The organism is Prevotella sp. P6B1, from assembly GCF_000702825.1.
Classification (GTDB): domain Bacteria; phylum Bacteroidota; class Bacteroidia; order Bacteroidales; family Bacteroidaceae; genus Prevotella.
This window is the reverse complement of sequence record NZ_JNKF01000002.1, coordinates 48,029-70,185: the sequence shown is the minus strand read 5'-3', so window position 1 is coordinate 70,185 and position 22,157 is coordinate 48,029. Positions and strand designations below refer to the sequence as shown.

General features: G+C 45.6%; 20 protein-coding genes. 6 read left to right on the top strand and 14 right to left on the bottom strand.

Annotated elements, in window-relative coordinates; genetic code table 11:
- Positions 1-13: 13 nt before the first annotated feature.
- The 8 genes from T495_RS0100650 to T495_RS0100620 all read right to left on the bottom strand — a co-directional run bounded on the left by T495_RS0100650 (position 14) and on the right by T495_RS0100620 (position 8,214).
- Positions 14-673, bottom strand: a complete 660-nt coding sequence (locus T495_RS0100650; RefSeq protein ID WP_033147250.1) for a hypothetical protein — start codon at positions 671-673, stop codon at positions 14-16.
- A gap of 195 nt (positions 674-868) precedes the next feature.
- Positions 869-1,702, bottom strand: a complete 834-nt coding sequence (locus T495_RS0100645; RefSeq protein WP_033147249.1) for a hypothetical protein — start codon at positions 1,700-1,702, stop codon at positions 869-871.
- Positions 1,703-2,132: 430 nt separating this feature from the next.
- Entirely contained in the window at positions 2,133-2,270 is a 138-nt protein-coding gene (locus T495_RS15685; RefSeq protein ID WP_155993353.1) for a hypothetical protein, read from the bottom strand.
- Positions 2,271-2,290: 20 nt separating this feature from the next.
- The gene (locus tag T495_RS0100640; protein WP_051651787.1) at positions 2,291-3,409 is read right to left on the bottom strand and encodes an HNH endonuclease signature motif containing protein; all 1,119 of its coding nucleotides are present in this window, start codon (positions 3,407-3,409) and stop codon (positions 2,291-2,293) included.
- A gap of 176 nt (positions 3,410-3,585) precedes the next feature.
- Entirely contained in the window at positions 3,586-4,134 is a 549-nt protein-coding gene (locus T495_RS0100635) for a hypothetical protein (protein ID WP_033147248.1), read from the bottom strand.
- Between the two features lie 63 nt (positions 4,135-4,197).
- On the bottom strand, positions 4,198-6,864 hold the full coding sequence (locus tag T495_RS0100630; RefSeq protein WP_051651786.1) for an N-6 DNA methylase: 2,667 nt from the start codon (positions 6,862-6,864) through the stop codon (positions 4,198-4,200).
- A gap of 87 nt (positions 6,865-6,951) precedes the next feature.
- The gene (locus T495_RS0100625; RefSeq protein ID WP_051651785.1) at positions 6,952-7,908 is read right to left on the bottom strand and encodes a DUF4268 domain-containing protein; all 957 of its coding nucleotides are present in this window, start codon (positions 7,906-7,908) and stop codon (positions 6,952-6,954) included.
- 3 nt (positions 7,909-7,911) lie between these two features.
- Positions 7,912-8,214, bottom strand: coding sequence for a hypothetical protein (locus tag T495_RS0100620; RefSeq protein WP_155993352.1), 303 nt, complete (start codon positions 8,212-8,214; stop codon positions 7,912-7,914).
- Between the two features lie 301 nt (positions 8,215-8,515).
- On the opposite strand from T495_RS0100620, the gene T495_RS0100615 reads away from it, so the two are divergent.
- From T495_RS0100615 to T495_RS15680, 4 genes are all read left to right on the top strand, one after another.
- The gene (locus tag T495_RS0100615; protein ID WP_033147246.1) at positions 8,516-8,953 is read left to right on the top strand and encodes a LexA family transcriptional regulator; all 438 of its coding nucleotides are present in this window, start codon (positions 8,516-8,518) and stop codon (positions 8,951-8,953) included.
- On the top strand, positions 8,953-10,248 hold the full coding sequence (locus T495_RS0100610; protein WP_033147245.1) for a Y-family DNA polymerase: 1,296 nt from the start codon (positions 8,953-8,955) through the stop codon (positions 10,246-10,248). The genes T495_RS0100615 and T495_RS0100610 overlap by 1 nt, the downstream gene beginning before the upstream one ends.
- Before the next feature lie 549 nt (positions 10,249-10,797).
- Entirely contained in the window at positions 10,798-11,367 is a 570-nt protein-coding gene (locus T495_RS0100605; RefSeq protein ID WP_033147244.1) for a hypothetical protein, read from the top strand.
- 56 nt (positions 11,368-11,423) lie between these two features.
- Complete coding sequence (locus tag T495_RS15680; RefSeq protein WP_155993351.1) at positions 11,424-11,522, top strand: smalltalk protein; 99 nt, start codon at positions 11,424-11,426, stop codon at positions 11,520-11,522.
- Positions 11,523-11,653: 131 nt separating this feature from the next.
- Here the strand turns inward: T495_RS15680 and gap are convergent, their stop codons facing one another.
- Entirely contained in the window at positions 11,654-12,679 is a 1,026-nt protein-coding gene (gene gap / locus T495_RS0100600; protein ID WP_027451058.1) for a type I glyceraldehyde-3-phosphate dehydrogenase, read from the bottom strand.
- A 289-nt stretch (positions 12,680-12,968) separates the two neighbouring features.
- Between gap and mscL the strand changes: the two genes are divergently transcribed.
- Positions 12,969-13,355 carry a large conductance mechanosensitive channel protein MscL gene (gene mscL, locus T495_RS0100595; protein ID WP_028904615.1) on the top strand — a complete coding sequence of 129 codons (387 nt, stop codon included), beginning with the start codon at positions 12,969-12,971 and terminating at the stop codon, positions 13,353-13,355.
- 50 nt (positions 13,356-13,405) lie between these two features.
- On the opposite strand, the gene guaA is transcribed toward mscL, so the two are convergent.
- The 3 genes from guaA to T495_RS0100580 all read right to left on the bottom strand — a co-directional run bounded on the left by guaA (position 13,406) and on the right by T495_RS0100580 (position 18,830).
- Positions 13,406-15,046, bottom strand: coding sequence for a glutamine-hydrolyzing GMP synthase (gene guaA, locus T495_RS0100590; protein ID WP_369699762.1), 1,641 nt, complete (start codon positions 15,044-15,046; stop codon positions 13,406-13,408).
- Between the two features lie 6 nt (positions 15,047-15,052).
- Positions 15,053-15,784: a nucleotidyltransferase family protein gene (locus T495_RS0100585; RefSeq protein WP_028904520.1), complete on the bottom strand. Its 732-nt coding sequence runs from the start codon at positions 15,782-15,784 to the stop codon at positions 15,053-15,055.
- A gap of 103 nt (positions 15,785-15,887) precedes the next feature.
- Positions 15,888-18,830 (bottom strand): TonB-dependent receptor, encoded by a 2,943-nt coding sequence (locus T495_RS0100580; RefSeq protein WP_033147259.1) that lies wholly within the window; start codon positions 18,828-18,830, stop codon positions 15,888-15,890.
- A 155-nt stretch (positions 18,831-18,985) separates the two neighbouring features.
- On the opposite strand from T495_RS0100580, the gene aroB reads away from it, so the two are divergent.
- On the top strand, positions 18,986-20,035 hold the full coding sequence (gene aroB, locus T495_RS0100575) for a 3-dehydroquinate synthase (protein ID WP_028904518.1): 1,050 nt from the start codon (positions 18,986-18,988) through the stop codon (positions 20,033-20,035).
- A gap of 136 nt (positions 20,036-20,171) precedes the next feature.
- Here the strand turns inward: aroB and T495_RS0100570 are convergent, their stop codons facing one another.
- Positions 20,172-21,128 (bottom strand): AMP-binding protein, encoded by a 957-nt coding sequence (locus T495_RS0100570; RefSeq protein WP_033147243.1) that lies wholly within the window; start codon positions 21,126-21,128, stop codon positions 20,172-20,174.
- Complete coding sequence (menC, locus tag T495_RS0100565) at positions 21,116-22,150, bottom strand: o-succinylbenzoate synthase (protein WP_033147242.1); 1,035 nt, start codon at positions 22,148-22,150, stop codon at positions 21,116-21,118. The genes T495_RS0100570 and menC overlap by 13 nt, the downstream gene beginning before the upstream one ends.
- Positions 22,151-22,157 lie beyond the last annotated feature (7 nt).

The window sequence follows — 22,157 nt, the reverse complement described above, 5'->3', positions numbered from 1 at the left end:
ATTACGCACGTCATTATTTCATCAAAATCTGGCCTTTTAGTATGTCCCAGTACACATCGCACAACTCCTTCCAAGGGTTCTCTTCCATATCGTAATAAGCCTCAAAGCGGTCCTCGTAATCCACGCAACGGGCAAAGTTACTCATGGTGCGTTCACCAATCTTCAAATCATCAGGCCAACTATCTATCTTTAGGCCCAGCACATCGTTGGTAAATTCCAGTTTGGTTAATTCGCCATCCACCCTATCCTTTACCACCAGGTACACACCTATCCAGTGGTTCTTTGATGTAAACAGCTGTCGATGCTCCCTGATAAGGGTTATCAGACTCTCCTTCAGGATCGACTTTCTCTCGCTTTTAGTCATAGTCTGATACTTCTTTCTCGATAGCACATTCTGCTCTTCCGCCCTGTCAGCTTTGGGTTTGCGGCTCGCCACCTCACATGGCTTAGGCACATGCACCGCATTCTTATGGTAATGCGTACGCACGCGATTCTCTAACGCCACATGCTGAGCCAAGCCGTTCTCTATCACTATCTGTCGATAATACGCCAGCAGGTAGTGTTCGGCCACGTCAAAGCGTTCGGAGTTAATTGCCATCGCCTCCAGCAGTTGCTCACTCACGGTTACACCGTCAAGATTGATTAGGATTGTCTCCTGTTCTTCTTTTCTCATATTCGTTTTCTGAAAATGAGCCGGTTTTAGGCCTAATCCCGCACTCGGGGGTTAATATTTAAGTTTTATGGAATCCGGACGCAAATATAAAGCGAATAATCCACAAGGCACAAAAAAAGTTCCGTTTATATCCTTTTGAACGGATAAAAACGGAAACAAACGTTTATAAAAGTATATAAACGTAAAAACGGATGATTACTCCTTGATACAGAAACTAAAGTATTCCTCAACGTATTGCATCACCTTCGCGTACTTCTCGTCATCAAAATACGGCTCTTTAGCCAGATTAACATAATCATTATAAGTAGTTCGCGATATCATCCCCGCTTTATTAAACTCCTTGATAAACGCATCGTACGAGATCTTATAGGTACGCTTCAGCTCTATCAGCGCCCTTACAGGTCGCATCATATCCTTAGGATGATTCTTGTCGTCCACCATGCTATGTAACCATGCCAACAGCACATCCTCAGAGCCAGCTATCAAGAAATCGAGTATCTCGTGCGAGTTCCGTGGGCGCGTTTTACGTTTACCCATACTCATAAATTTCTCATCCAGCATCTCATATCCAAAAACATTCATGGGGTTAAACATACGGTTATCCATACCCTTCATATACGAATGTAAGATATCCTTTTCCCAGGCTATTGGCTTATGGCAGGCCTCAAGCTTTACGGTTGTATTGGTACCAGTCAGCACCCAGTTAAGCGATTGTGTCACCATATTGGCTATCAAGTTGATATCGCTAAACTCTTTATGGTGACACCCTATCACAATGTATGGCTGATATTGGTTACGGCTCAGATTAATGCCTACAGTGGCATACATAAAGTTACCATCCACATACTCTCCCACATCAATCACAGCCACTCCACCCTGCGGCATAATGGCATAATGTCGGTGATAGGTTTTTCCATTTCTGGGGTTGACAAATGATAGCTCCTTGCGTTTCAAGAAGTCGTTGATAATCACGGGTTTGAGAGCATCGGTACCATCTACGGGCACGACGTTCCCGAAAAGATCAGGCATGCTTTGCACATACCTGACGAAAAAGACCTTAAATTTCATCTTGTTCAGTCTTGGCTTTTATTAAATTGGTTTGATGTTAGTCTTCATACATTTTATCACAGGCGGTGCATCTTTCATCTTAAAAAGAAACAGAGGCTATGAGCACCAATAATACACAAAAGCACCTCAGGGCAACCACTCCCATCGATTTCTGAATACCACCAATGCCCACGCCTCTGAAAGGTGTGAGCTGGTAGCCTTCGTCATCGATATTGCTTCATGTGGTTGTATTGAGGTGCAACGAAAACTTCGGCTCTATTTTCCAATAAGATTTTTCCGAGTGCAAAGATAATGCAAATATCTTTTCCGCCCAAATAATAAACGGAAAATCTTATGTAATCATCATCTCTTGCCCTCCTTTCTGTGTTTATGGTTCGACATGTTGACTAACTCACTTCTTCTTACGAGCCTTTATCCGCTCGTAATTCGTCATTACAACTTTGAGCATATAGCCCACAAGCACGCCCAGGGTGAATATCAACGCACCCCAGGCTATTTGTTGTAGTATAATGATATCGTATGCTGTCATATGTTCATATTTCTCTAAAACTATGTATCCAAATACATGATTTCTTCATCTTCTGTCAATTTGTACTCTCCTATCAGAAATTTATAAAATTTCGTTGCATCCGATTCATGCCCAAATCTATTCACACTATAATGAACGAACTTGTTAAATTTAATCTCAATCATCGCAACAGAGTATGTCCCGAAGTAGCCGTCCTCCTGTTCATTCTTTGCGAGAACCAGCAAACTGTCATTTTTAGGATGAAATGCTCTATCTATCACGTAATATTTATCATACTTATTAGATGAGAACATAAATCCAGGTTTCAGATTCTCCTTATACTCCTTTAGGCCATCAGACGTTACGTCATTAGGACAGCAAGGAAATTCTGTTGGCGTTCTCCACCCAGGTGCCTGTAAAGCAGATGGAGTTAATGACTTATAACAATCAGCCTCTGTTAGCTCATATGGATCAAAATCAATATCCATCTCCGCTTCCGTTTCAGATACAGGCTCAGATTCAGGAATTATAGAAGCTGGTCTCGCCATCTCCGTATACCCTCCTCCTTTGGTAGCCACCTTATTCATGAATGGATTATCAAAAATCCACTCGTCAACTTTGCTAACTTTTTCTATCCTATCTGATGTTGGCGTTGCATTTTTGAGCCAATTATTCCAATTACCCAAACAATTCTGTGCTTCTTCCTTAGTAACTCGTCGCATCCAGCTAAAGTTCTTATCAAGAGTCTCGTGACCATATAATAAAGAAGGATTCTCTAAAAAAGCCTGAATGCTTCCACATATCATTTCCACCTTCTTTCTAGTCACCTCGTTATTGAGGATGTTCTCTAATTTAGTAAGCCAACGGAGATTCTCTGGGCGATTATTCTGTCTGTTAGTATCTATATGATCTACCACATGCTCTGGCGAGGGAGCCTCACCATGAAAAGCAGTAGCCACAATACGATGCACTCTTTCTCTGCCTATAAGCAGATAACCAGTCTCAGCACTCAAAGTGCCAAACGTCCATACTTTATCCAGTTTACGTTTTGGCTTACCAGGAAGCTGATGGCGCATTATTGCACCATTATCTCGAACACTATAGTGCTCGCCCTTATAGTCGCATTCTTTAGAAACAGAATAATCGTCAAAATCTATCATAGTTTCAATATCACTTATTAGGTGGTGTAACGGGCCGTGGTGGATTTATCCGAGGTAGCTCTCTTTGATGAGCATTATCATCATTGGGAGCCATCATTCCCATCATAGAATTAGGACTAGGTGGTGGTGGAACTGGACGGATGCGTGGTGTATCACTCCCAATATTAGCATCGCCATTACATAGATTTATTATTTCTCTCATCCTCATATTTATTAAAATAAACTCTATTTACGTAATCTGTTGCTTCGTTGTTCAAGAAAGAATGTTCTTTATCGCTAATCTTCCTAAGAAGTTTATTCATCCTAGATTGCTTTTCACACTCCGACTCTTTGAGCATAAAAAAATGCTCAGCTGCCAAATGGTCATTAATATCTGCATCCTTATCAAAAAGTTTATTTTGATAATTATAGTAAAGACGCTCTAAATTCATCATATATGCCACATAGAAATCAGATATCACATCCAAAGAACTGAGTTCTTCCTCTTTTTGAATAAGAGATGGGAATATAGCTTTAGCCACCGACACAAAACCAATAACTAAAGTTGAAAATAACGGTGCCAAATGATCATATAAAAAACCGAATGCACCAAATGATGCTGTTAAAGCGATAAAAGTCTCATACCATCTATTGTATCGCCTATGCCAAGAAGTATACCTCTGAATACAGAGGATACAAACCTTGGCCCAGAAGAGTTCATCCCAAATCCTATTTTTTATGCTCATATAACATATTTATATTTTTACGCATATGATTATCACCATATGTGCTCTAGGAATCCATTTGAGTTATTTTATAGAGCCTTTTTCGGGCAACAATTGCACTGAGACATCTAAAATTTCATCCAATTGCACATTTAAATTTTTCTTAAAAGCCTCAATATATTCATATTGTTTAGCTATCTTATTCTGTTTTTCTTTATCAAATTCGCCATTGTTTTTTACAGGTATAGGTATTTCCAAAGCCATTATTTCCGGCTCTCTAGGTTTTTTCACCCATTTAAAACCCTTTTTCCTCCTTATATCTTGCAAAATTGTCATTAAATATTGGACGTCAATACTTTTAACAAACTCTTGTTTTATAGATATTCTAGCAGCATCACCATTCATTGAATACTTACCACCAGAAATATATGAAAAAGTACCTGCATATTCTCCATTAATGGTTAGTCTAATGCATTCTCCTTCCCACTTGTATGTGTCTATATCTATACCAGAAGTCCAATCTCCCAGCGTATCTGCAGTATACACAGGATAAATTCCGGTATGATTACGCATATATTCCTTTTTTAATTTGGCATCACCTCTCTCCCAATCTGCTATTTCAGATAAATTTTTAATTTCAATCTTACCTGTGATATTTATAGGTTCGAAAATCTTCGACTGTTCTTTAATATATTCTGAGAAAGAAGCAATTCTATCTTTGAATCCACTTTCGCTAACTATCTCTAAAGGTTTTTTGACACCTAATTCTATCTGTTCTTCTTCTGACCAATGATCCTCTATTAACCAATTTGAACTAAAGTCTTTAAATGGAATAAGCTTTGTTTTCTTATCATTAATAGAGAAATTATCCTTATCTGCAAGAAAATACTTGAATTGCTTTGCCATTTCCACTAGATCATTTTCCTCAATTTGAAATCTATTATTGTCAAGCGTTTCGCCTATGGATCTAGCAATATAAGCAAAAACAGGCCATGTCTGAGTAGATTCTGACTCTGAAGGTGTTTTTTTAGTTATTGCAAGTATATATGTTTTTTGAGTTGTTGCATAAAATGTCTTCTCTGGTAATGAAATAACACCATCGATATAGCATTTTTCTATTATATGATTACGTAAATTTTCATCCTGGAGTCTTCGAAATATCCCAGTAGGAAGAACAACAAAAGCTTTTCCTCCCGGCTTCAAACTATACACAATCCAATCAAGTGCCAGTCCCTCAAGTCCAAGTCCATTTGAACTATATATTTTTTCTTTTAGTCCCAAACTCTTTAATTCGTTTTTCATTGATGCAGCACCTTTCACTACATACGGAGGATTGGTAAAAATAAAATCAAAATAATCTTTATATTCGGAGATTTGGAATGTACCTGGATTTGAACGAATTAATCTAAAAGTATTATTAAAAACCTCAGAGAATTCAGAAGTTAAATTGGGATATTTTGAAATAATGTCGGATAAATAAATAAGCATATTTGCTTTTGCAAGGATAATTGTCCTTGCATCATCAGTTTCATCAGTTCCTTTATCAAAGCCAATTATTTCACATTCCGGTTCAATTTTGTCATTACGATTAGGAACATATTGGGCCTTAAGAATACTTCTCGAATTTAGTATTTCCAAAAGAAAACCACCAACACCACAAAACGGGTCACATATTTTGGCGCTATTTGGGATTTCCGGACACATATCAATAATAGACTTTACAACATTTCTCGGTGTAAAATATTGTCCTAGTGTAGATATACCAGCTTCCTTTCTTAAAAAAGATTCATATAATCGTGTTTTAAAATTTTTATCAATGTTGACAAACGCACCTTCCTCTTGACCATACTTATAAAAGTCATTAATAACCTGCTTAAATAATGAAGCTTGAGTTATATTGGGCTCTCCGTTCTCGTTTACAAAAATAGTACCATTAAGGATTGTTGTTCCATCACTACCAACAGGAAATAATTCATCTTTTATCTTCTTTCTAACATTGTTTGCATAGTAACGTAATCCATCAACAGCACTACCACCCTTTTTACAAGTAATTTCATATACTTTTTCAAAAGTCATATGATTTGGCAGTATTTTTAAATCAGATAAAAACTTAAATATAAATATTTCAACTACATTATACAAACAACTTTCCGGATTTTTGCCGGTTTGAATCCAAATTTTCTGCCATACTCTATCTGCAAGTTTCTGCGGATTAAGCTCTTTCTGAATATTATGTATCTCTCCTTTTCTATTAGAAGTATTCATTTTTTCAATTAATGAAACAAGTTTTCTTCTTGTACGATCTGTAGACGATTCTGTAAAATCGGACACATTAAAGATTTCTTTAATCGGGGTATTATTTTGAGAATAAAAGTTCTTAGATGCCACATGTACCCAGCAGGTTGTTTTCCCGTCGCTTGCACACAATATCTTACAACCTAAGAGCTTTGCCAAGTCATAGTACCAACTTGTTATTACGTCTTTGGCATTCTCAATAGTTTTCAAAGTTCCCGGTTTCTTTAGCTCTATCAAAACTTGGACATTCGTCCTACCCTTTATTATTAAACCATCAGGCTTATTATTTAATAAAGAGTCATAATTCTTGGTAGGTATAATTTTTGCTTCTTGGAGCTGTTTAACAGTAGTTGCTCCAATCTTAATTAAATGATAGCTGTCAGCTATCTCGAAATCAAATCCACCAGAAGCAAGTTCCTCACTAGCAGAAGTGTTATACTTATTACTTTTTTTCATTTTAATATAATCTTTAAGCTATTTCTAATTCAATAAAATTATGGCGACCTCGTTATAATGCCAACAGCATCCTACAACAAAAACATTTTACAATTCTTTTACTATTGGTTTAAAGAAGCTTATAAACTTCTCTGTATATTCTTTGTACCATGCATAGATGGCCTCACGATCTGATTCACTCTTTAGCTTACATTTCTTGAAGAGGTCGATGGTAGATGTTTTCTTGCCATCAAGTCTACGCCATGCAAGGCTATGCCCTATAAATTTTTCAGCATCATCTTTGTATTTTACCAATGCATCAAAATACGTCTTATCAGTATCGTTCCAGATATAGAACTGAACACAAACTTTCTGTTCCCTAGTATTAAGAAGCAGGGCTATATGCATATCACCTTTGCCGATTGCAATATTCATCCAGTGGTCGTATGAGGCGCTCTGAGGGTGAAATAATTCTGATGGATGAGTACTCATATACTCATTAAATCCACTCCAGAACTCATACTTAAAGATTTCTGTTTCAGAACGGCCTTCACCTGAAGCCTTTGAACGTTTTACATCCTTACTCCATCCGTTTGGTTTGGCAACAACATTGAACATGGGGGCTGCAGGGCTATCACCAATCTTAATAAGCTCTATCTCAACACCAAAGAAGTTAAACTCCTTATCGGTAATGCTATTCAGCCAATCGATAGCGGCTCTATGCTCCTCTGTGAATCGTTCTGCTATCCAAATAATGGTAACAGCATCAAGACCTGCAGCATAAGTTAAAATCTGACCAAGATGCTTATGGTCAGTTATTTCGAGCTGGTTTTCAATCAGCACATACTTATCAGTACCTGGGTCAACGCACAGGATATCAGCTCTGAATGGGCCAACATGTTCTTCCTGGGCTCTAACCTCCAGCTCGTTCATACCTAATGCATCAGCCAGCATAGCGATATTCTCGTCTTTTGCTAACCAAGGCGTAAAGTCTGTGGCTTCATTTTCCCAGCAATCACGCAGTTCTACCTTGGTGATTTTTGATAATTCTATAGATGTTGCCATAATTTAAAAATAAATTTCTATCTCGCCCTCCCATTCGGTGTCGATGGTGATGACGAAGTGGATGTTGGCGCCTTGGGCGGCGCTTTTGATGTTGTCGATGATTTCAGGCCAAAGGGGATCGGCTTTGGCTTGCGGATTCTGCTGCGCGTAGGTTTCTACCTTGACGGCGAAACGCTGGATGCTGTCGGCAGCCACGGTGTGAAGCGCACTCGATTCAGCATAGAAGTACTGCATATCGACTGACGACTGAGGCACATCCTTGGCGCAGCCAGCACCAACCAACAGCATGACGCCTAACAGCAACACACAAAAAGCCCTGCCACAACAAGCATAAGCCTGAAGCAGCAGGGCAACAAGAAAGCTAAATTTGTGACGACGCTCGTCCTTGTTAACATACGTTAAAATGGGGGGGTGATTTTTGGGATCATCCTGAGGAGTAGCGCGTTATGTGTTGATGTTGTTATAGTCATTCGCTTGTTGATAATTTATTCTGCCTGCAAAGTTAACACAAATATTTGGAAGCGCCAAAAGTTAAAACTGAAAAATACCTAAAATATTTGCAAGACTGAGGAATACCTGATATCTTTGCATGAAAAATACAACAAGCATGGGGAATATCAAGATAATCAAGGGTGAATTTGAAACCCAACTGGCATTGGAGCACGCTGGCGTGAAGGCGGGGTTCCCATCGCCTGCAGCTGACTATCAGCACGAAACGCTTGACTTTAATCGTGACTTTATCCGACATCCCGAGGCTACATTCTACGGAGATGTGGAAGGCGACTCGATGAAGGACGCTGGCATATTTGATGGCGACAGAGTGATTATAGACAAAGCTGTGGAAGCACACCATGGTAGTATAGTAGTAGCATTCTGGAATGGAGAGTTCACCTTGAAATATATGGACTTAACCCACAAGAAGGATGGCTATATAGAGCTGAAGCCGGCCAACCCTGACTACCCTACCTTCAAGGTCGAAGCTGGCGATAATTTTGAAGTATGGGGCGTGGTGATCCACATGATAAGAACCTTTGAGAAACTATAATGTACGGTATCTGCGACTGTGATAACTGCTACGTTTCGTGCGAACGAGTGTTCCGACCAGACTTGGTTGGAAAGCCCGTGGTAGTGCTATCGAACAACGACGGATGTGTGGTGGCCCGAAGCAATGAGGCTAAACAGATGGGCATCAAGGAGGGTACACCATACTTTAAGTTAGCCGAGGAATTTCCAGGACAAAAGATAGCGGTATTCTCGTCGAACTACGAACTGTACGGCGAGCTAACCAGCAGAGTAGTAAGCATTATCCGGCATGAGACACCAGCCTACTTCAGATACTCCATTGATGAGTGCTTTATGTATCTGGACGGCATAGACGAAAGGAAACTGCAACCATGGGGCGAACATCTATACAAACGGATAAAACGTGAGGTGGGTATGCCAGTAAGCATAGGCATCGCTCCTAACAAGACGCTGGCTAAGATAGCATCGAAACTGGCCAAGAAATACAAGGCCTACCGACACTGCTGCATGATTGACGATGACTACAAACGTATGAAGGCTCTGGAGTGGTGCCCTATAGAAGATGTATGGGGTATAGGAAGACGATATGCAGCAAAATTACAGGCATTAGGATGCAGAACAGCACTCGATTTTGCCAAGCATCATCCTGATTGGGTCCAGCTCACCTTCAACAACATCAATATCATGCGTACATGGCAGGAACTGAATGGTGAAGACGCTGTACCAAATGAAGAACTGGCTAAGAAAAAAAGCATTTGTACCAGCAGGTCGTTTAATGGAATGATTAGCGATTATGAAACACTGCGAACGCATGTGGCCAACTACGCCACAAGGTGTGCCGAAAAGCTGAGACAACAGAATACGGTGGCACAAATAGTTGGTGTGTTTGTGAACACCAATTCATTCAGAGAGGACCTGGCGCAATACTGGAACTTTCTGGAGGTGCGCCTGATAACACCCACCAACAGCACCATACCCATCGTACAGGCTGCCTGCAACGTTCTGCAGAAGATATACAAACAGGGCTACCAATATAAGAAAGCCGGTGTGATAGTGATGGGAATCTCAGAAGACTCGCCTATTCAGCAGGATTTGTTTGATACGGATGCCGAGACGATACAGAAGATGCGAAGACTTGACGAAGTGGTGGATCGTATTAACCGCATGCATGGTTCGGAGACTGTTGTTATCGGAGCCCAACAATACACGCAAAAAAACGGAAAGGGAAAAGCCGATGTATTTGCCAACGCCATTAAGCACGACCACAAAAGTCCCTGCTACACCACACGATGGAAAGATGTGATTAAACTAAAGTAGCGATGTGGTAACTGCCACGGTGATTCATTAATTCATTAATTCATTTCTGTTTTTAGCATAAGCAAATATTGGAGGAAGAACGATTGGAGATTCCAAAATTTATATCTTATACATATTATATATTATATATATTATAATATATATAATATATAAAAGATTAATATAAGAAAAATAGCCGGATAATTGATTTTACAAAATGAATTAATGAATTAATGTATTAATCTCCATGTCCAGAAGAACGTTTTGAGCGGTACGGCAGAATCTGGTAGATAGTTCACGAGAATTTGGTGGAATCTTCCGAACTTTCTCTTAGATAGTCAGGCAGCATTTATCACATAGTATATATAGGGGGCATCTCTATAAAGACTATTTCTTTACATTTTAACACTTTAGGAAAAATCAGAGAAAAGTCGAAAAAAGGCTTTTTTCGCATCGATTATTTTTGTACCTTTGCACTCGTAATCAAGAAACAAAGTGCACACGTGGATTGAGACACACGAGAGATTAAGTAACATTAGTATTAACCATTAAAATTAAAAGTATTAGAGTATGGCGAAGATTTTTTATGAGCTGCGACAGAACAAGAACAACAAGTCGCAAGTATTTGGCAGGTGGTTTGCCCACAGCAAGAGTATTGAAACCCTGAACACCCGCAAGATGGCCAAGCACATCAGCGAGCACGGTAGCGTGTACACGCAGGATGTTGTGTTTGGCGTGCTGGAGAAGTTCCGCAGCTGTCTGGTGGAGATGCTGCTGGAGTGGAAGCGTGTGAAGATCGACGGTCTGGGCACCTTCTTCACCACCCTGGAGAACGAGCCCGGCGGCACCCTGAAGAAGGACGACTTCAACGTGGGTAAGAACCTGAAGGCGCTCCACATCCGATTCATGCCTGAGCAGGAGCAGGAGATGAACATCTCAAGCCGTGAGTTCCTGAAGAAGGCCGAGTTTGTGAATGCCGAGAGTCTGCTGGGCGGCGATGGTGAGAAGACCACCAGCGGCGGTGGTAGCAGCCAGGGCGGAAATACCGGTGGAAACACTGGCGGTGGCCAGGGTGGCAACACAGGCGGCAACGGCGGTGGCGGCGGTGAGCCTAACCCCGACGGAAGCACCGAAGATTAGCGCTTAGGGGCGAAAGCCCCAGCGCTTTGAACATTAACCATTAAAAGATTTAAGTTATGAGTAAGAAAGAAAGCATTAAGTTTATCGTGCAGCTGATTGCATCGATTGCGACTGCGATCGTGACGGCACTGGGAGCTACCTCGTGTATGGGGTGAGTGTGTGAACAATCAGCTTACACGCAGGCAAAGCATGGTCAGGTCGTCGTTGGGATCGGCCTCGCCACGATGGTAAAAAAAAGCCACCCGACGGAAATCGAGTGGCTTGAAATTATATGCTTGGAGCAATATTATTTCAGCTCAGCGAGGTACTTGATAGTACGAACCATCTGAGAAGTGTAAGAGTTCTCATTGTCGTACCAAGAAACAACCTGTACGAGTGAGTTACCATCCTCCATCTTGCTTACCATGGTCTGGTTAGCGTCGAAGAGTGAACCGAACTTCATACCGATGATATCGCTTGAAACGAGCTTCTCCTCAGTGTAACCGAATGACTCGTTCTGAGCAGCCTTCATGGCAGCGTTGATGCTCTCAACAGTTACATCACCCTTAACAACAGCGTGCAGGATAGTGGTAGAACCTGTTGGAGTTGGAACGCGCTGAGCAGCACCGATCAGCTTACCGTTCAGCTCAGGAATTACGAGACCGATAGCCTTAGCAGCACCAGTTGAGTTAGGAACGATGTTCTGAGCACCAGCACGAGCACGCTGAACATCACCCTTGCGCTGAGGACCGTCGAGGATCATCTGGTCACCTGTGTAAGCGTGAACAGTTGTCATGATACCGCTCTGGATTGGAGCCAGGTCGTTCAGAGCCTTGGTCATAGGAGCCAAGCAGTTTGTGGTACAAGAAGCAGCGCTGATAACAGTGTCAGCAGGAGTCAGAGTCTTGTGGTTTACATTGTAAACGATTGTAGGCAGATCGTTACCAGCAGGAGCTGAGATAACAACCTTCTTAGCACCAGCAGTCAGGTGAGCAGAAGCCTTCTCCTTAGATGTGTAGAAACCTGTGCACTCCAGAACAACGTCTACATCCAGCTTACCCCAAGGGAGCTCAGCAGCGTTAGGAATAGCATAGATAGTGATCTTCTTACCATCAACTACGATGAAGTCCTCACCAGCCTCTACAGTGTGCTTGTTCTCACCGAACTTGCCGCAGAAACCACCCTGAGCGGTATCGTACTTCAGCAGGTGAGCCAGCATCTTAGGACTTGTCAAGTCGTTGATTGCTACTACTTCATAACCTTCAGCCTCGAACATCTGACGGAATGCGAGACGACCAATACGGCCAAAACCGTTAATTGCTACTTTTGTCATTTTACTAAATTATTTAAATGGGTTATACCTATATTATTACTAACTTTTTTATCTAAAAAATGAAATTTTTTCTGATTTCGGATGCAAAGTTACAAAATTATTCCTATATTTGCACCATCAATCACTAAAAAATAAAGTAAAAAGTAAAAAGCCAAAAGTGAAAAGTATTAAAATCAACGGTCGAAAACCAATGATTGCAAAATACAGATTACAATTCTAACATTGAACTTTGAACTTGGAACTTTGAACTTGGAACATTAACATATTAAACTTTAAAACGTAAAAGCTTATGGGATTTATTAAAGAATTCAAAGAGTTTGCCGTGAAGGGCAATGTGATGGACATGGCAGTCGGTGTGATCATCGGCGGCGCGTTTGGTAAAATCGTCACCTCGCTGGTTAACGATGTGCTCATGCCACTTATCGGCATCGTAACGGGTGGTATCGACTTCACTGGCCTCAAAGCCACCATCGGCGAGGCTAACATCACCTACGGACAGTTTATACAGAACGTGATCGACTTCCTGATCGTGGCCTTCTGTATCTTCCTGATGCTGAAGGGTATCAACAAGCTGAACCGCAAGAAGGAAGAGCCTGCTCCTGAGCCCGAAGCACCTAAGGGACCCACGCAGGAAGAGCTGCTGGCCGAGATACGCGACCTCTTGAAGAACAAATAAATACACATAAAAAAAGCCTCGCCCAAACAGGCGAGGTTTTTCTTTTATGCTTACTCCCACTCGATGGTTGCGGGTGGTTTTGAAGAGATATCGTAGCAAACGCGGTTCACACCACGAACCTTGTTGATAATCTCGTTGGATACCTTAGCCATGAACTCGTAAGGCAGATGTGCCCAGTCGGCAGTCATCGCATCGGTACTGGTGACAGCACGCAGGGCTACGGGATGCTCGTAGGTACGCTCATCGCCCATCACGCCCACGCTGCGAACAGTAGAGAGCAGGATGGCACCTGCCTGCCAGATCTGATCGTAGAGCGAAACCTCGATCTCGCCGTCCTTCATGTCGGCAGGGATACCTGCAGCGAGCACCTTGCGGGCCTCCTCGCCACTCAGCTTCACCTTGAACTCACGCAGACCGCGGATATAGATATCGTCGGCATCCTGCAGGATACGCACTTTTTCGCGCGTGATATCGCCCAGGATACGAACAGCCAGACCAGGACCAGGGAAAGGATGACGGGTGATGAGATGCTCGGGCATACCCATCTGGCGACCTACACGGCGCACCTCGTCCTTGAACAGCCACTTCAGCGGCTCACAGAGCTGCAGGTGCATCTCCTTGGGCAGTCCGCCTACGTTGTGGTGGCTCTTGATAACCTTACCTGTGATATTCAGACTCTCGATACGGTCAGGGTAGATAGTGCCCTGTGCCAGCCACTTGGCATCGGTAATCTTCTTGGCCTCGGCATTGAACACCTCGACAAAGTCGCGACCAATGATCTTACGCTTCTGCTCAGGATCGGTAACACCTGCCAGATCGCCAAAGAACTTCTCGCTGGCATCGACACCAATCACGTTCAGACCCAGCACCTTGTAGTCCTCCATCACCTGGGTGAACTCGTCCTTACGCAGCATGCCGTGATCAACGAAGATACAGGTGAGGCGGTTGCCAATGGCCTTGTTGAGCAATACAGCGGCTACTGAAGAATCGACACCGCCTGAGAGGCCGAGGATGACACGATCGTTGCCTAACTGCTCCTTGAGCTCGGCTACAGTAGAATCAACAAACGAGGCGGCACTCCACTCCTGCTTCGAGCCACAGATATCGACTACGAAGTTCTGCAGCAGCTGCTTGCCCTGCAGGGTGTGGAACACCTCGGGATGGAACTGTACAGCCCATACACCATCGCGCCAGAATGCAGCATTCTTAACGTCCTTAGTAGAACCAATAACCTCGAAACCTTCGGGGATTGAGGTGATGGTGTCGCCATGGCTCATCCATACCTGAGAGTGCTGCTCGAAACCTTTGAACAGAGGGTTCGTGGTGTCGACAGTCTCAAGGTTGGCACGTCCATACTCGCGAGAGTCGGCCTTTTCGACCTTACCACCCAGGGTGTGACTGATGAACTGAGCACCATAGCAGATACCCAGCACTGGCACACGACCTACAAACTGCAACAGGTCGACCTTGAAAGCCTCAGGATCGTGTACCGAGTAGGGTGAGCCACTCAGAATAACACCAATCACCGAGGGGTCGTCCTTCGGGAATTTGTTGTAGGGCATAATCTCGCAGAAGGTGTCCAGCTCGCGCACACGGCGGCCGATAAGCTGCGTGGTCTGCGAACCGAAATCGAGAATAATAATCTTCTGTGTCATACTTATATTAATAATTGAACATTGACCATTGAACATTGACCATTATAAGCCGTCAATGAAAGCTTCGGCTTGATCGAGGGTGTCGAGCTTGCCTACGTCCATCAACCGCAGATCCTTGGCCTCGTAGCCACGAATGAGGTGGGTGCCGCAGGCCTTCAAGTAGAAGTCCATGATGGGGAAACGATCAGGCCATTCTGCCAACAGGGGCGCCAACGAAGGATGGAACACGTGAATGCCGGAGAAAGCGAGCTTTCTACATTGAACTTGGAGCTTTGAACTTTGAACTTGGGCTATGGGGCCTTTGAGTTCGCCTGTTTCTATATTGGTCCAGCCATGCAGGCGCATCTCGTCGTCGAAGAGCAGATAGCGCTTGGTCGGGCGCTCGCTCACTACGAGCAGGGGCGCATCCATGGGCAGGGCATTCAAGTCGAGATTGCTCAGGATATCCACATTATGGATGAGGATAGGCTCAGACGGATCGAACAGCGGCAGCGCCTTCTTGATGCCACCACCCGTTTCGAGCAGCATGCTGCTCTCATCGCTGATACGGATATCGAGACCAAAGTTATGGTTTGCTTGCAGATAGTCAACAATCTGCTGGGCGAAGTGGTGTACATTGACCACAATGCGCTCATAACCAGCCAGTTTCAGTTTCTGCACTACGTGCCAAAGGAGCGGCTCGCTACCCACCCTCACCAGTGCCTTGGGCATGGTGTCGGTAAGTGGCTTGAGTCTGGTGCCAAGCCCTGCTGCAAATATCATTGCTTGCTTCATGCGGCGCGCTATGCTTTATTTGGGTTGCAAAGGTAGCACTTTTTTCGCACATAAAAAAGAAATTGCCCCAAAATATTTTTTGGAGCAATTCTTTCTATAGTAGTTAGAACATGCGTGGACCGCCAAAGCCTCCGCCACGTGGACCGCCGCCAAAGCCGCCACGACGACCACCGCCGAATCCACCACGACCAGGACCACCAGGGCCGCCGAATCCACCCTGACGACCAGCCTTGCCGCCAAACAGGTTCAGACGGTAGATGACGTGGAGCATGGCATAGCTGGTAACAGCGTTGTACTCGGTATCGCTACGCTGCATGGCCGATACGGTGCTCGAAATGGTCGACTGCTGGCGCAGGATATCATAGAGCTGCAGCGAGAGCGTGAGGGGCTTGCCCTTGAGGAAGCTCTGCGATACCTGGGCATTCCAGATCAGCTCGTTGGTATTCATCGAGGTATCGTAGTAACCACGACGGCTCTGCATATTCAGGTTGGTTGTGAGCGAGGTGCCCCAAGGAGCAGTCACGCCAATCATACCACCATACGAGAACTGCCAGGTGTCGAGGTTATTGCTGGCCTGCAGCTCGCTGCGGTTGCGGTTGTAGTTCACCGAGCCGTTGAGCTCAATCTCGAACCAGTCGTTACGATAGCTGGCTGCCAAACGCTCCATCAGCGTCTGCGACTTGGTGACTGCCTTGGCATCGCTGGTACCATCGTTCACGAATCCTACGTTATGGCGATAACCCAGATTGGTGAAGGTGTTCACATTGAAATAGCCGGCTGAGTCGATAGCGGTATTAAACATGAAGCCTACGTTGGCATTCCAGTTGCCATTGATATTCTCAGGTCTTGACGTACGGCTACCATCGCTATTCAGCGTTACCTTGTTGGTAATCGAGTTGGCAGTGGTCGAGAAGTTGACGAAAGTCATCACAGCGCGCTGGTGATTCTGGATATAGTCGTTGTAGAACAAGTTGAAGTTCTGGGTGAACGAAGGCTTCAGACCTGGGTTACCCTTGGTCTTGTTCAGAGGGTCGCTGTTGTCCTCGAAATCCAGCAGGTCGCTCATCGAGGGCTGGCTGGTGTTAGCACGATAGGTGAAGCGCAGCTGGCTTACCTGCGAGCGCTTCCAGCGGAAGTCCATCGTAGGTGCAAAGTTGGTCACCACGCGTGTGGTATCGGTATGCTTACCTAAGTAGTCCTGAGTGAAGTGCGACTTCTGTGGCACCATCTGCACACCCACATTGAAGGTATAGGCATTACGCACAATGCGCAGCATCACCTCGGCTGTGTGGATGTAGTTCTGATACTCTGAATAGCGGCTCTGATCATCATCGCGGAACTTTTCAAGTGACTTAGGACTACCATACTGCGCCAGATAGCTGTCCCATGAGCGATAGCCACCATTCCAGATTGCCACAGGATCAATCTCGCTGAAGTCATAGGTACCACGATCGCTCTTCTGATAGCGGTACTGATACTGGTAGCTGAACTGCAGATAGGTGCGAGGCAGGATAGGCTCGCTGTAAGTCAGTCGGGCGCTGTAGTTCCAGTTCTTGGTAGGCGTAATCGAATAGCGGTTGATGACTTCGGCATCGGTCTTGATACCCAACTCGTAGTAGTTCAGCAGGCTGTTCGAGGCCGACTTGCTCATACCGTCGCTCCAGCCGGCATCCATGCGCAGGGTGATGTTACGACCAGAGTTGTTCAGTCGACGGTTCAACTGCAACATACCGTTCAGATTCTTCGAGTCGCTATATGAAACACTGTTTTGGGTACGATCATTCTTCAGGATATCCTTCAGGGCATCCAACTGGTCGAGCGGACTGGTAATCTTAGAATCGTTGTACGGATTGTCGTTGAACGAAGCCTCACGGCTGCTGTTGTCGCCATCGCTCGAGTTGTAGCGGAACGAGGGACGGAACATGATGTTGGTCATCGAGTCGGGGGTCCACTCAATACGCATGCGGGCATCCCAGTTGTTAGAGCGTGAGTAGTTCTGCGAGCGGTTGTTGCCGAACTGCGAGTTGGTGGCGCTGAACATGGTCTCGCTGGTGCGCTTTGAGAACGCATCGCCATCGCTGTGGTTCCAGCGTACGCTTCCGTCGAGAATCAGCTTGTCCTTCTTCTCGTAGTTCATGTTCACACCAGTCATCTTGTTGGCAGTAAGGCCTTGGCGTCCTCCACCCCATCGGCCTCCACCGCCACCACCTGGGAATCCCATATCATTGGTATTGTTTGCATTGGTCATCATAAACACCTTCATGTCGTTCTGCATGACACCACCGAACACACGGCCTGCATAGCGATGCTCAGTACCTGCAGCGATATCGGCATTCACCATCACGCCCTTGTTCATGCCCTGCTTGATGCCGAAGTCGAGCACAGTCTCTTCCTCGCCATCCTCGATGCCGCTCACACGCGCCAGGTCGCTCTTCTGATCGTAGGCCTTGATGCGGTCGATGATATTGGTGGGCAGGTTCTTCAGGGCAGTCTTGGTGTCGCCCACCATGAACTCCTTACCATCCACCAGAATCTTCTTCACCTCCTTACCATTCATCTTGATGGTACCATCGTCGCTCACCTCGGCACCAGGCAGGCGCTTCACCAACTCCTCAACGACAGAGCCCTCTGGGGTACGGAAGGCAGCAGCATTATATACAAAGGTATCAGCCTTCAGAGTAACCTTCGATGCACGGGCAGTAACGGTAGCGCCCTTCAGCATGATGGCATCAGGAGCCAGGGTGATGGTGCCGGCATTGTAGCCCTTGCCATCCTTCAGTGTAAACTTCTTGGTGTAGGTCTTAAAGCCCACGTACGTGATCTTTAAGGTATAGGTACCATCGTTAGGGGCAGTCATACGGAAAGCACCATCGGTATTGGTTACCGCATTGGCCACCACCTTCTCGCCTGAGAGAATAGAGGCAGTGGCCTGTATAACTGCGTCCTGTGTTTCCTGTTCAACCACTTTACCTGAAACCATGCGTTGCGCATGTACTGAGAGAACCGTCATCGTTACGGTCATCATGAAAACTAATAATCTTCTCATCGTCACTTTTTGAATATTTTTTTAAACTTTGATGCATGTTCAAAAAAAAAGTTTAATACCAACACTACTTTTTTTGTGAATTTTGATAAGATTTCAAAAAATAATGTTATCTTTGCACACATGAAAATTAAAATTTTCAACTTGGCGACCAAAAAATGAGCCCACAAAAAGTTATCATATCTGACCAGTTGGACAGAGCGCTCGCAGAAGCCATCTCTGAGTGCGACCACGACGTGACCTTCGTCCTGGCCGACCAGACAACGGCTGACTGCTGCCTGCCTGTGGTCGAGACATTCGACTGTCTGAAAGGTGCTAAGCGCATTGTGATTGAAGCTACCGACACCCATAAGAACCTCGACTCGCTGAGCCATGTATGGCAGGCACTGAGCGAGGGCGGCGCCACACGTCACACCTTATTAATAAATATAGGCGGCGGCATGGTGACCGACTTAGGTGGTTTTGCAGCCTCAACCTTCAAGCGCGGCATTAACTATATCAATATACCCACCACCCTGCTGTCGATGGTCGACGCCTCGGTGGGTGGCAAAACGGGTATCAACTTCCTTGGTCTGAAAAACGAGATTGGCGTGTTCAACAATGCCAGCAGCGTGATTCTGGACACAGAGTTCCTGAAAACCCTCGACACAGAGAACATGCTGTCGGGCTATGCCGAGATGCTGAAGCACGGCCTCATCTCCAACGAGCAGATGCTGGGCGAGCTGCTGGCTTTCGACATTGAGCAGCCCAATCTGGCACAGCTGAAGCGCATGGTGGCCGATTCGGTTGCCGTCAAGCAGCGCATCGTCATCGAGGACCCCACAGAGAAAGGCATCCGCAAGGCGCTGAACTTAGGCCATACCGCTGGTCACGCCTTCGAGTCGTTCGCCCTGCAGCATACACCCGTACTCCATGGCTATGCGGTGGCTTGGGGCCTGATCGTGGAGCTCTACCTGAGCGTTGTCAAGACAGGATTCCCAACGGACAAGATGCGCCAGACGGTGCGTTTCATCCTGGACCACTACGGCAAGATGAACATCACGTGCGATGACTACCCCACCCTGTTGGAGCTCATGACGCACGACAAGAAGAATATCGCAGGCATCATCAACTTCACGCTGTTAGGCGGTGTAGGCAATATCCTCATCAACCAGACAGCCACGAAGGAGGAAATCTATGAGGCTTTCGATTTCTATCGAGAAGGTTAGCTGATGTTATCCATAATAATTAAATATTGTCAAAACCAATTTAACTTAATAGACCTAATCATATTACTAACTAATTCCGAAATAGGACTGCTCGCGAGAGTAGTCCTATTTCACCTGTCAGCTTTTATATGTTCTCTTATTTTCCGGCTATTAAGTCCTCAATCTTTTTGCGGGCAGGCTTGCCTGTCTCAGTCAGGGGTATCTGGTCGATATGCAGATACACCTTAGGCTGATGGTATTTGGGCAGATGCTGTTCGCAGACAGCGCGCAACTCGTCAGTCGAGCCTTCTGTCAACAAGACCACCACCTCGCCAAACTTCTCGTCCTTACGTTTACTGATTATATAAGGTACGCGCACGTAAGGTTTCAGCGTACGCTCCACCTCCTCCATCTGGATCTTGATGCCACCAGAACAGATCACATTGTCCTTGCGCCCACGGATACGGAAACGGCCATCGGGCTGCAGTTCCACGATATCATTCGTGATGAGTGTCTGGGCACAGACCTCAGGGGCGTCGATCACCAGACAGCCCTCATCGGTAGTACTCAACTCTACGGTGGGGAAAGGGATGTACCACTCTGAGGCCTCTGGTCCGCTGATGCGGCGCAAGGCTATGTGCGAGAGCGTCTCCGTCATGCCATAGGTGCTCCACACGGCATGGGGAAAGGTACGCAGTTCGGCCTCCATCGCCTCGTCGATGGCGCCACCACCTATAATCAAGTGGCGGATAGCCATCAATCGCTCCTTCTCCTCAGGCACCTGCAGCGAATTATACACCTGCATGGGCACCATCGCCGCAAAGTTCAAAGTTCCAAGTTCCAAGTTCAAAGGATGGCCACTGGGAGGCACTTCGATTAATTGGAGGTCACGCTCGATGGAGCGCACCACCATCATCTTGCCTGCTATATAGTCGGTACTCATACAGAGCAGGGCTGTATCGCCAGGTTTCAATCCTAAGAAGTCACAAGTGATCCGCGCAGAATTCAGCATCCTGCGCTTCTCCACCAGCATCCGTTTCGGCTCCCCCGTACTCCCCGAGGTCTTCACCTCCACGTACGCCGAATCATTATTCCACTCGTCTATGAACGCCATAGCTGATCGCCACGTATCTCGAGTGGCATATCGATATTATCAGTGAACAACTGACCAGTGCCTAAGCCTTGCGGCATGGTGATGTGGTCGCTATACACACTCGAAGCAAACTGGGCGATGGCATTCAGGCCGATGTTACTCTCAAGGGCTGAGGTGATCCACGAGCCGACACCCAAATCGCGAGCAATGTCAATCCACTCCCAGCATCCCATCATACCACCATGTAGCGAGGGCTTCAGGATGATATAGCGTGGTTTGATCATATTCAGCATATGACGTTTCATCTCAGGATCGTTCACACCTATCAGCTCCTCATCGAGGGCGATAGGCAGTGGCGACTCTCTGCAGAGTTCAGCCATATTCGCCCACTGACCCTGTCGAATAGGCTGCTCAATGGAATGGATGTTATACTGCGAGAGCAGTTCGAGCTTATACAGCGCCTCGTCGAACGAGAAACCGCCATTGGCATCCACTCGCAGCTCCACTTCGTGATGCGAGAAACGCTCACGGATGCGCTTCACCAAGTCGAACTCCTTATTGAAGTCGATGGCGCCAATCTTCAGTTTCACGCAACGGAAGCCCAACTTCAACTTCTCCTCCAGTCGCTGGAGCATCTCCTCGTAGTTGCCCATCCACACCAGTCCATTAATGGGGATGCCCACCTCGCCACGCGAGAAAGCGGTATCGAAGAGTGTCTCACCCGCCAGTCCCTGCTTCGCGGCTTGCAGCGAGAGGAAAGCCGTTTCTATGCCAAACAGCATCGATGGATAGTCGCGCAAGGCCTCATAGTCGATCTCGCCAGTCTGACAGACGTGTTCGCAAGCGAGCGACAGCAGCACCTCGTAGCGCTCATCCACCATCGCATCGCAACTCAGATCAGGCAATGGTGCACACTCGCCCACCCCCTGCTGATCGCCATCATGCAGATGAACCAGCCAGATCTTGCGCGTTAAATAAACCCCACGGGAAGTCCCCGCGGGTTGTTTAAAATGAAGCACACGCTTCTCCACTTTGAACTCCATTTCCAAT

Bases quoted from the DNA above. Each gene is read 5' to 3' on its own strand.
- T495_RS0100650 (WP_033147250.1), bottom strand. From the start codon at position 673: ATGAGAAAAGAAGAACAGGAGACAATCCTAATCAATCTTGACGGTGTA.
- T495_RS0100645 (WP_033147249.1), bottom strand. From the start codon at position 1,702: ATGCCTGATCTTTTCGGGAACGTCGTGCCCGTAGATGGTACCGATGCT.
- T495_RS15685 (WP_155993353.1), bottom strand. From the start codon at position 2,270: ATGACAGCATACGATATCATTATACTACAACAAATAGCCTGGGGTGCG.
- T495_RS0100640 (WP_051651787.1), bottom strand. From the start codon at position 3,409: ATGATAGATTTTGACGATTATTCTGTTTCTAAAGAATGCGACTATAAG.
- T495_RS0100635 (WP_033147248.1), bottom strand. From the start codon at position 4,134: ATGAGCATAAAAAATAGGATTTGGGATGAACTCTTCTGGGCCAAGGTT.
- T495_RS0100630 (WP_051651786.1), bottom strand. From the start codon at position 6,864: ATGAAAAAAAGTAATAAGTATAACACTTCTGCTAGTGAGGAACTTGCT.
- T495_RS0100625 (WP_051651785.1), bottom strand. From the start codon at position 7,908: ATGGCAACATCTATAGAATTATCAAAAATCACCAAGGTAGAACTGCGT.
- T495_RS0100615 (WP_033147246.1), top strand. From the start codon at position 8,516: ATGGGGAATATCAAGATAATCAAGGGTGAATTTGAAACCCAACTGGCA.
- T495_RS0100610 (WP_033147245.1), top strand. From the start codon at position 8,953: ATGTACGGTATCTGCGACTGTGATAACTGCTACGTTTCGTGCGAACGA.
- T495_RS0100605 (WP_033147244.1), top strand. From the start codon at position 10,798: ATGGCGAAGATTTTTTATGAGCTGCGACAGAACAAGAACAACAAGTCG.
- T495_RS15680 (WP_155993351.1), top strand. From the start codon at position 11,424: ATGAGTAAGAAAGAAAGCATTAAGTTTATCGTGCAGCTGATTGCATCG.
- gap (WP_027451058.1), bottom strand. From the start codon at position 12,679: ATGACAAAAGTAGCAATTAACGGTTTTGGCCGTATTGGTCGTCTCGCA.
- mscL (WP_028904615.1), top strand. From the start codon at position 12,969: ATGGGATTTATTAAAGAATTCAAAGAGTTTGCCGTGAAGGGCAATGTG.
- guaA (WP_369699762.1), bottom strand. From the start codon at position 15,046: ATGTTCAATGGTCAATGTTCAATTATTAATATAAGTATGACACAGAAG.
- T495_RS0100585 (WP_028904520.1), bottom strand. From the start codon at position 15,784: ATGAAGCAAGCAATGATATTTGCAGCAGGGCTTGGCACCAGACTCAAG.
- T495_RS0100580 (WP_033147259.1), bottom strand. From the start codon at position 18,830: ATGAGAAGATTATTAGTTTTCATGATGACCGTAACGATGACGGTTCTC.
- aroB (WP_028904518.1), top strand. From the start codon at position 18,986: ATGAGCCCACAAAAAGTTATCATATCTGACCAGTTGGACAGAGCGCTC.
- T495_RS0100570 (WP_033147243.1), bottom strand. From the start codon at position 21,128: ATGGCGTTCATAGACGAGTGGAATAATGATTCGGCGTACGTGGAGGTG.
- menC (WP_033147242.1), bottom strand. From the start codon at position 22,150: ATGGAGTTCAAAGTGGAGAAGCGTGTGCTTCATTTTAAACAACCCGCG.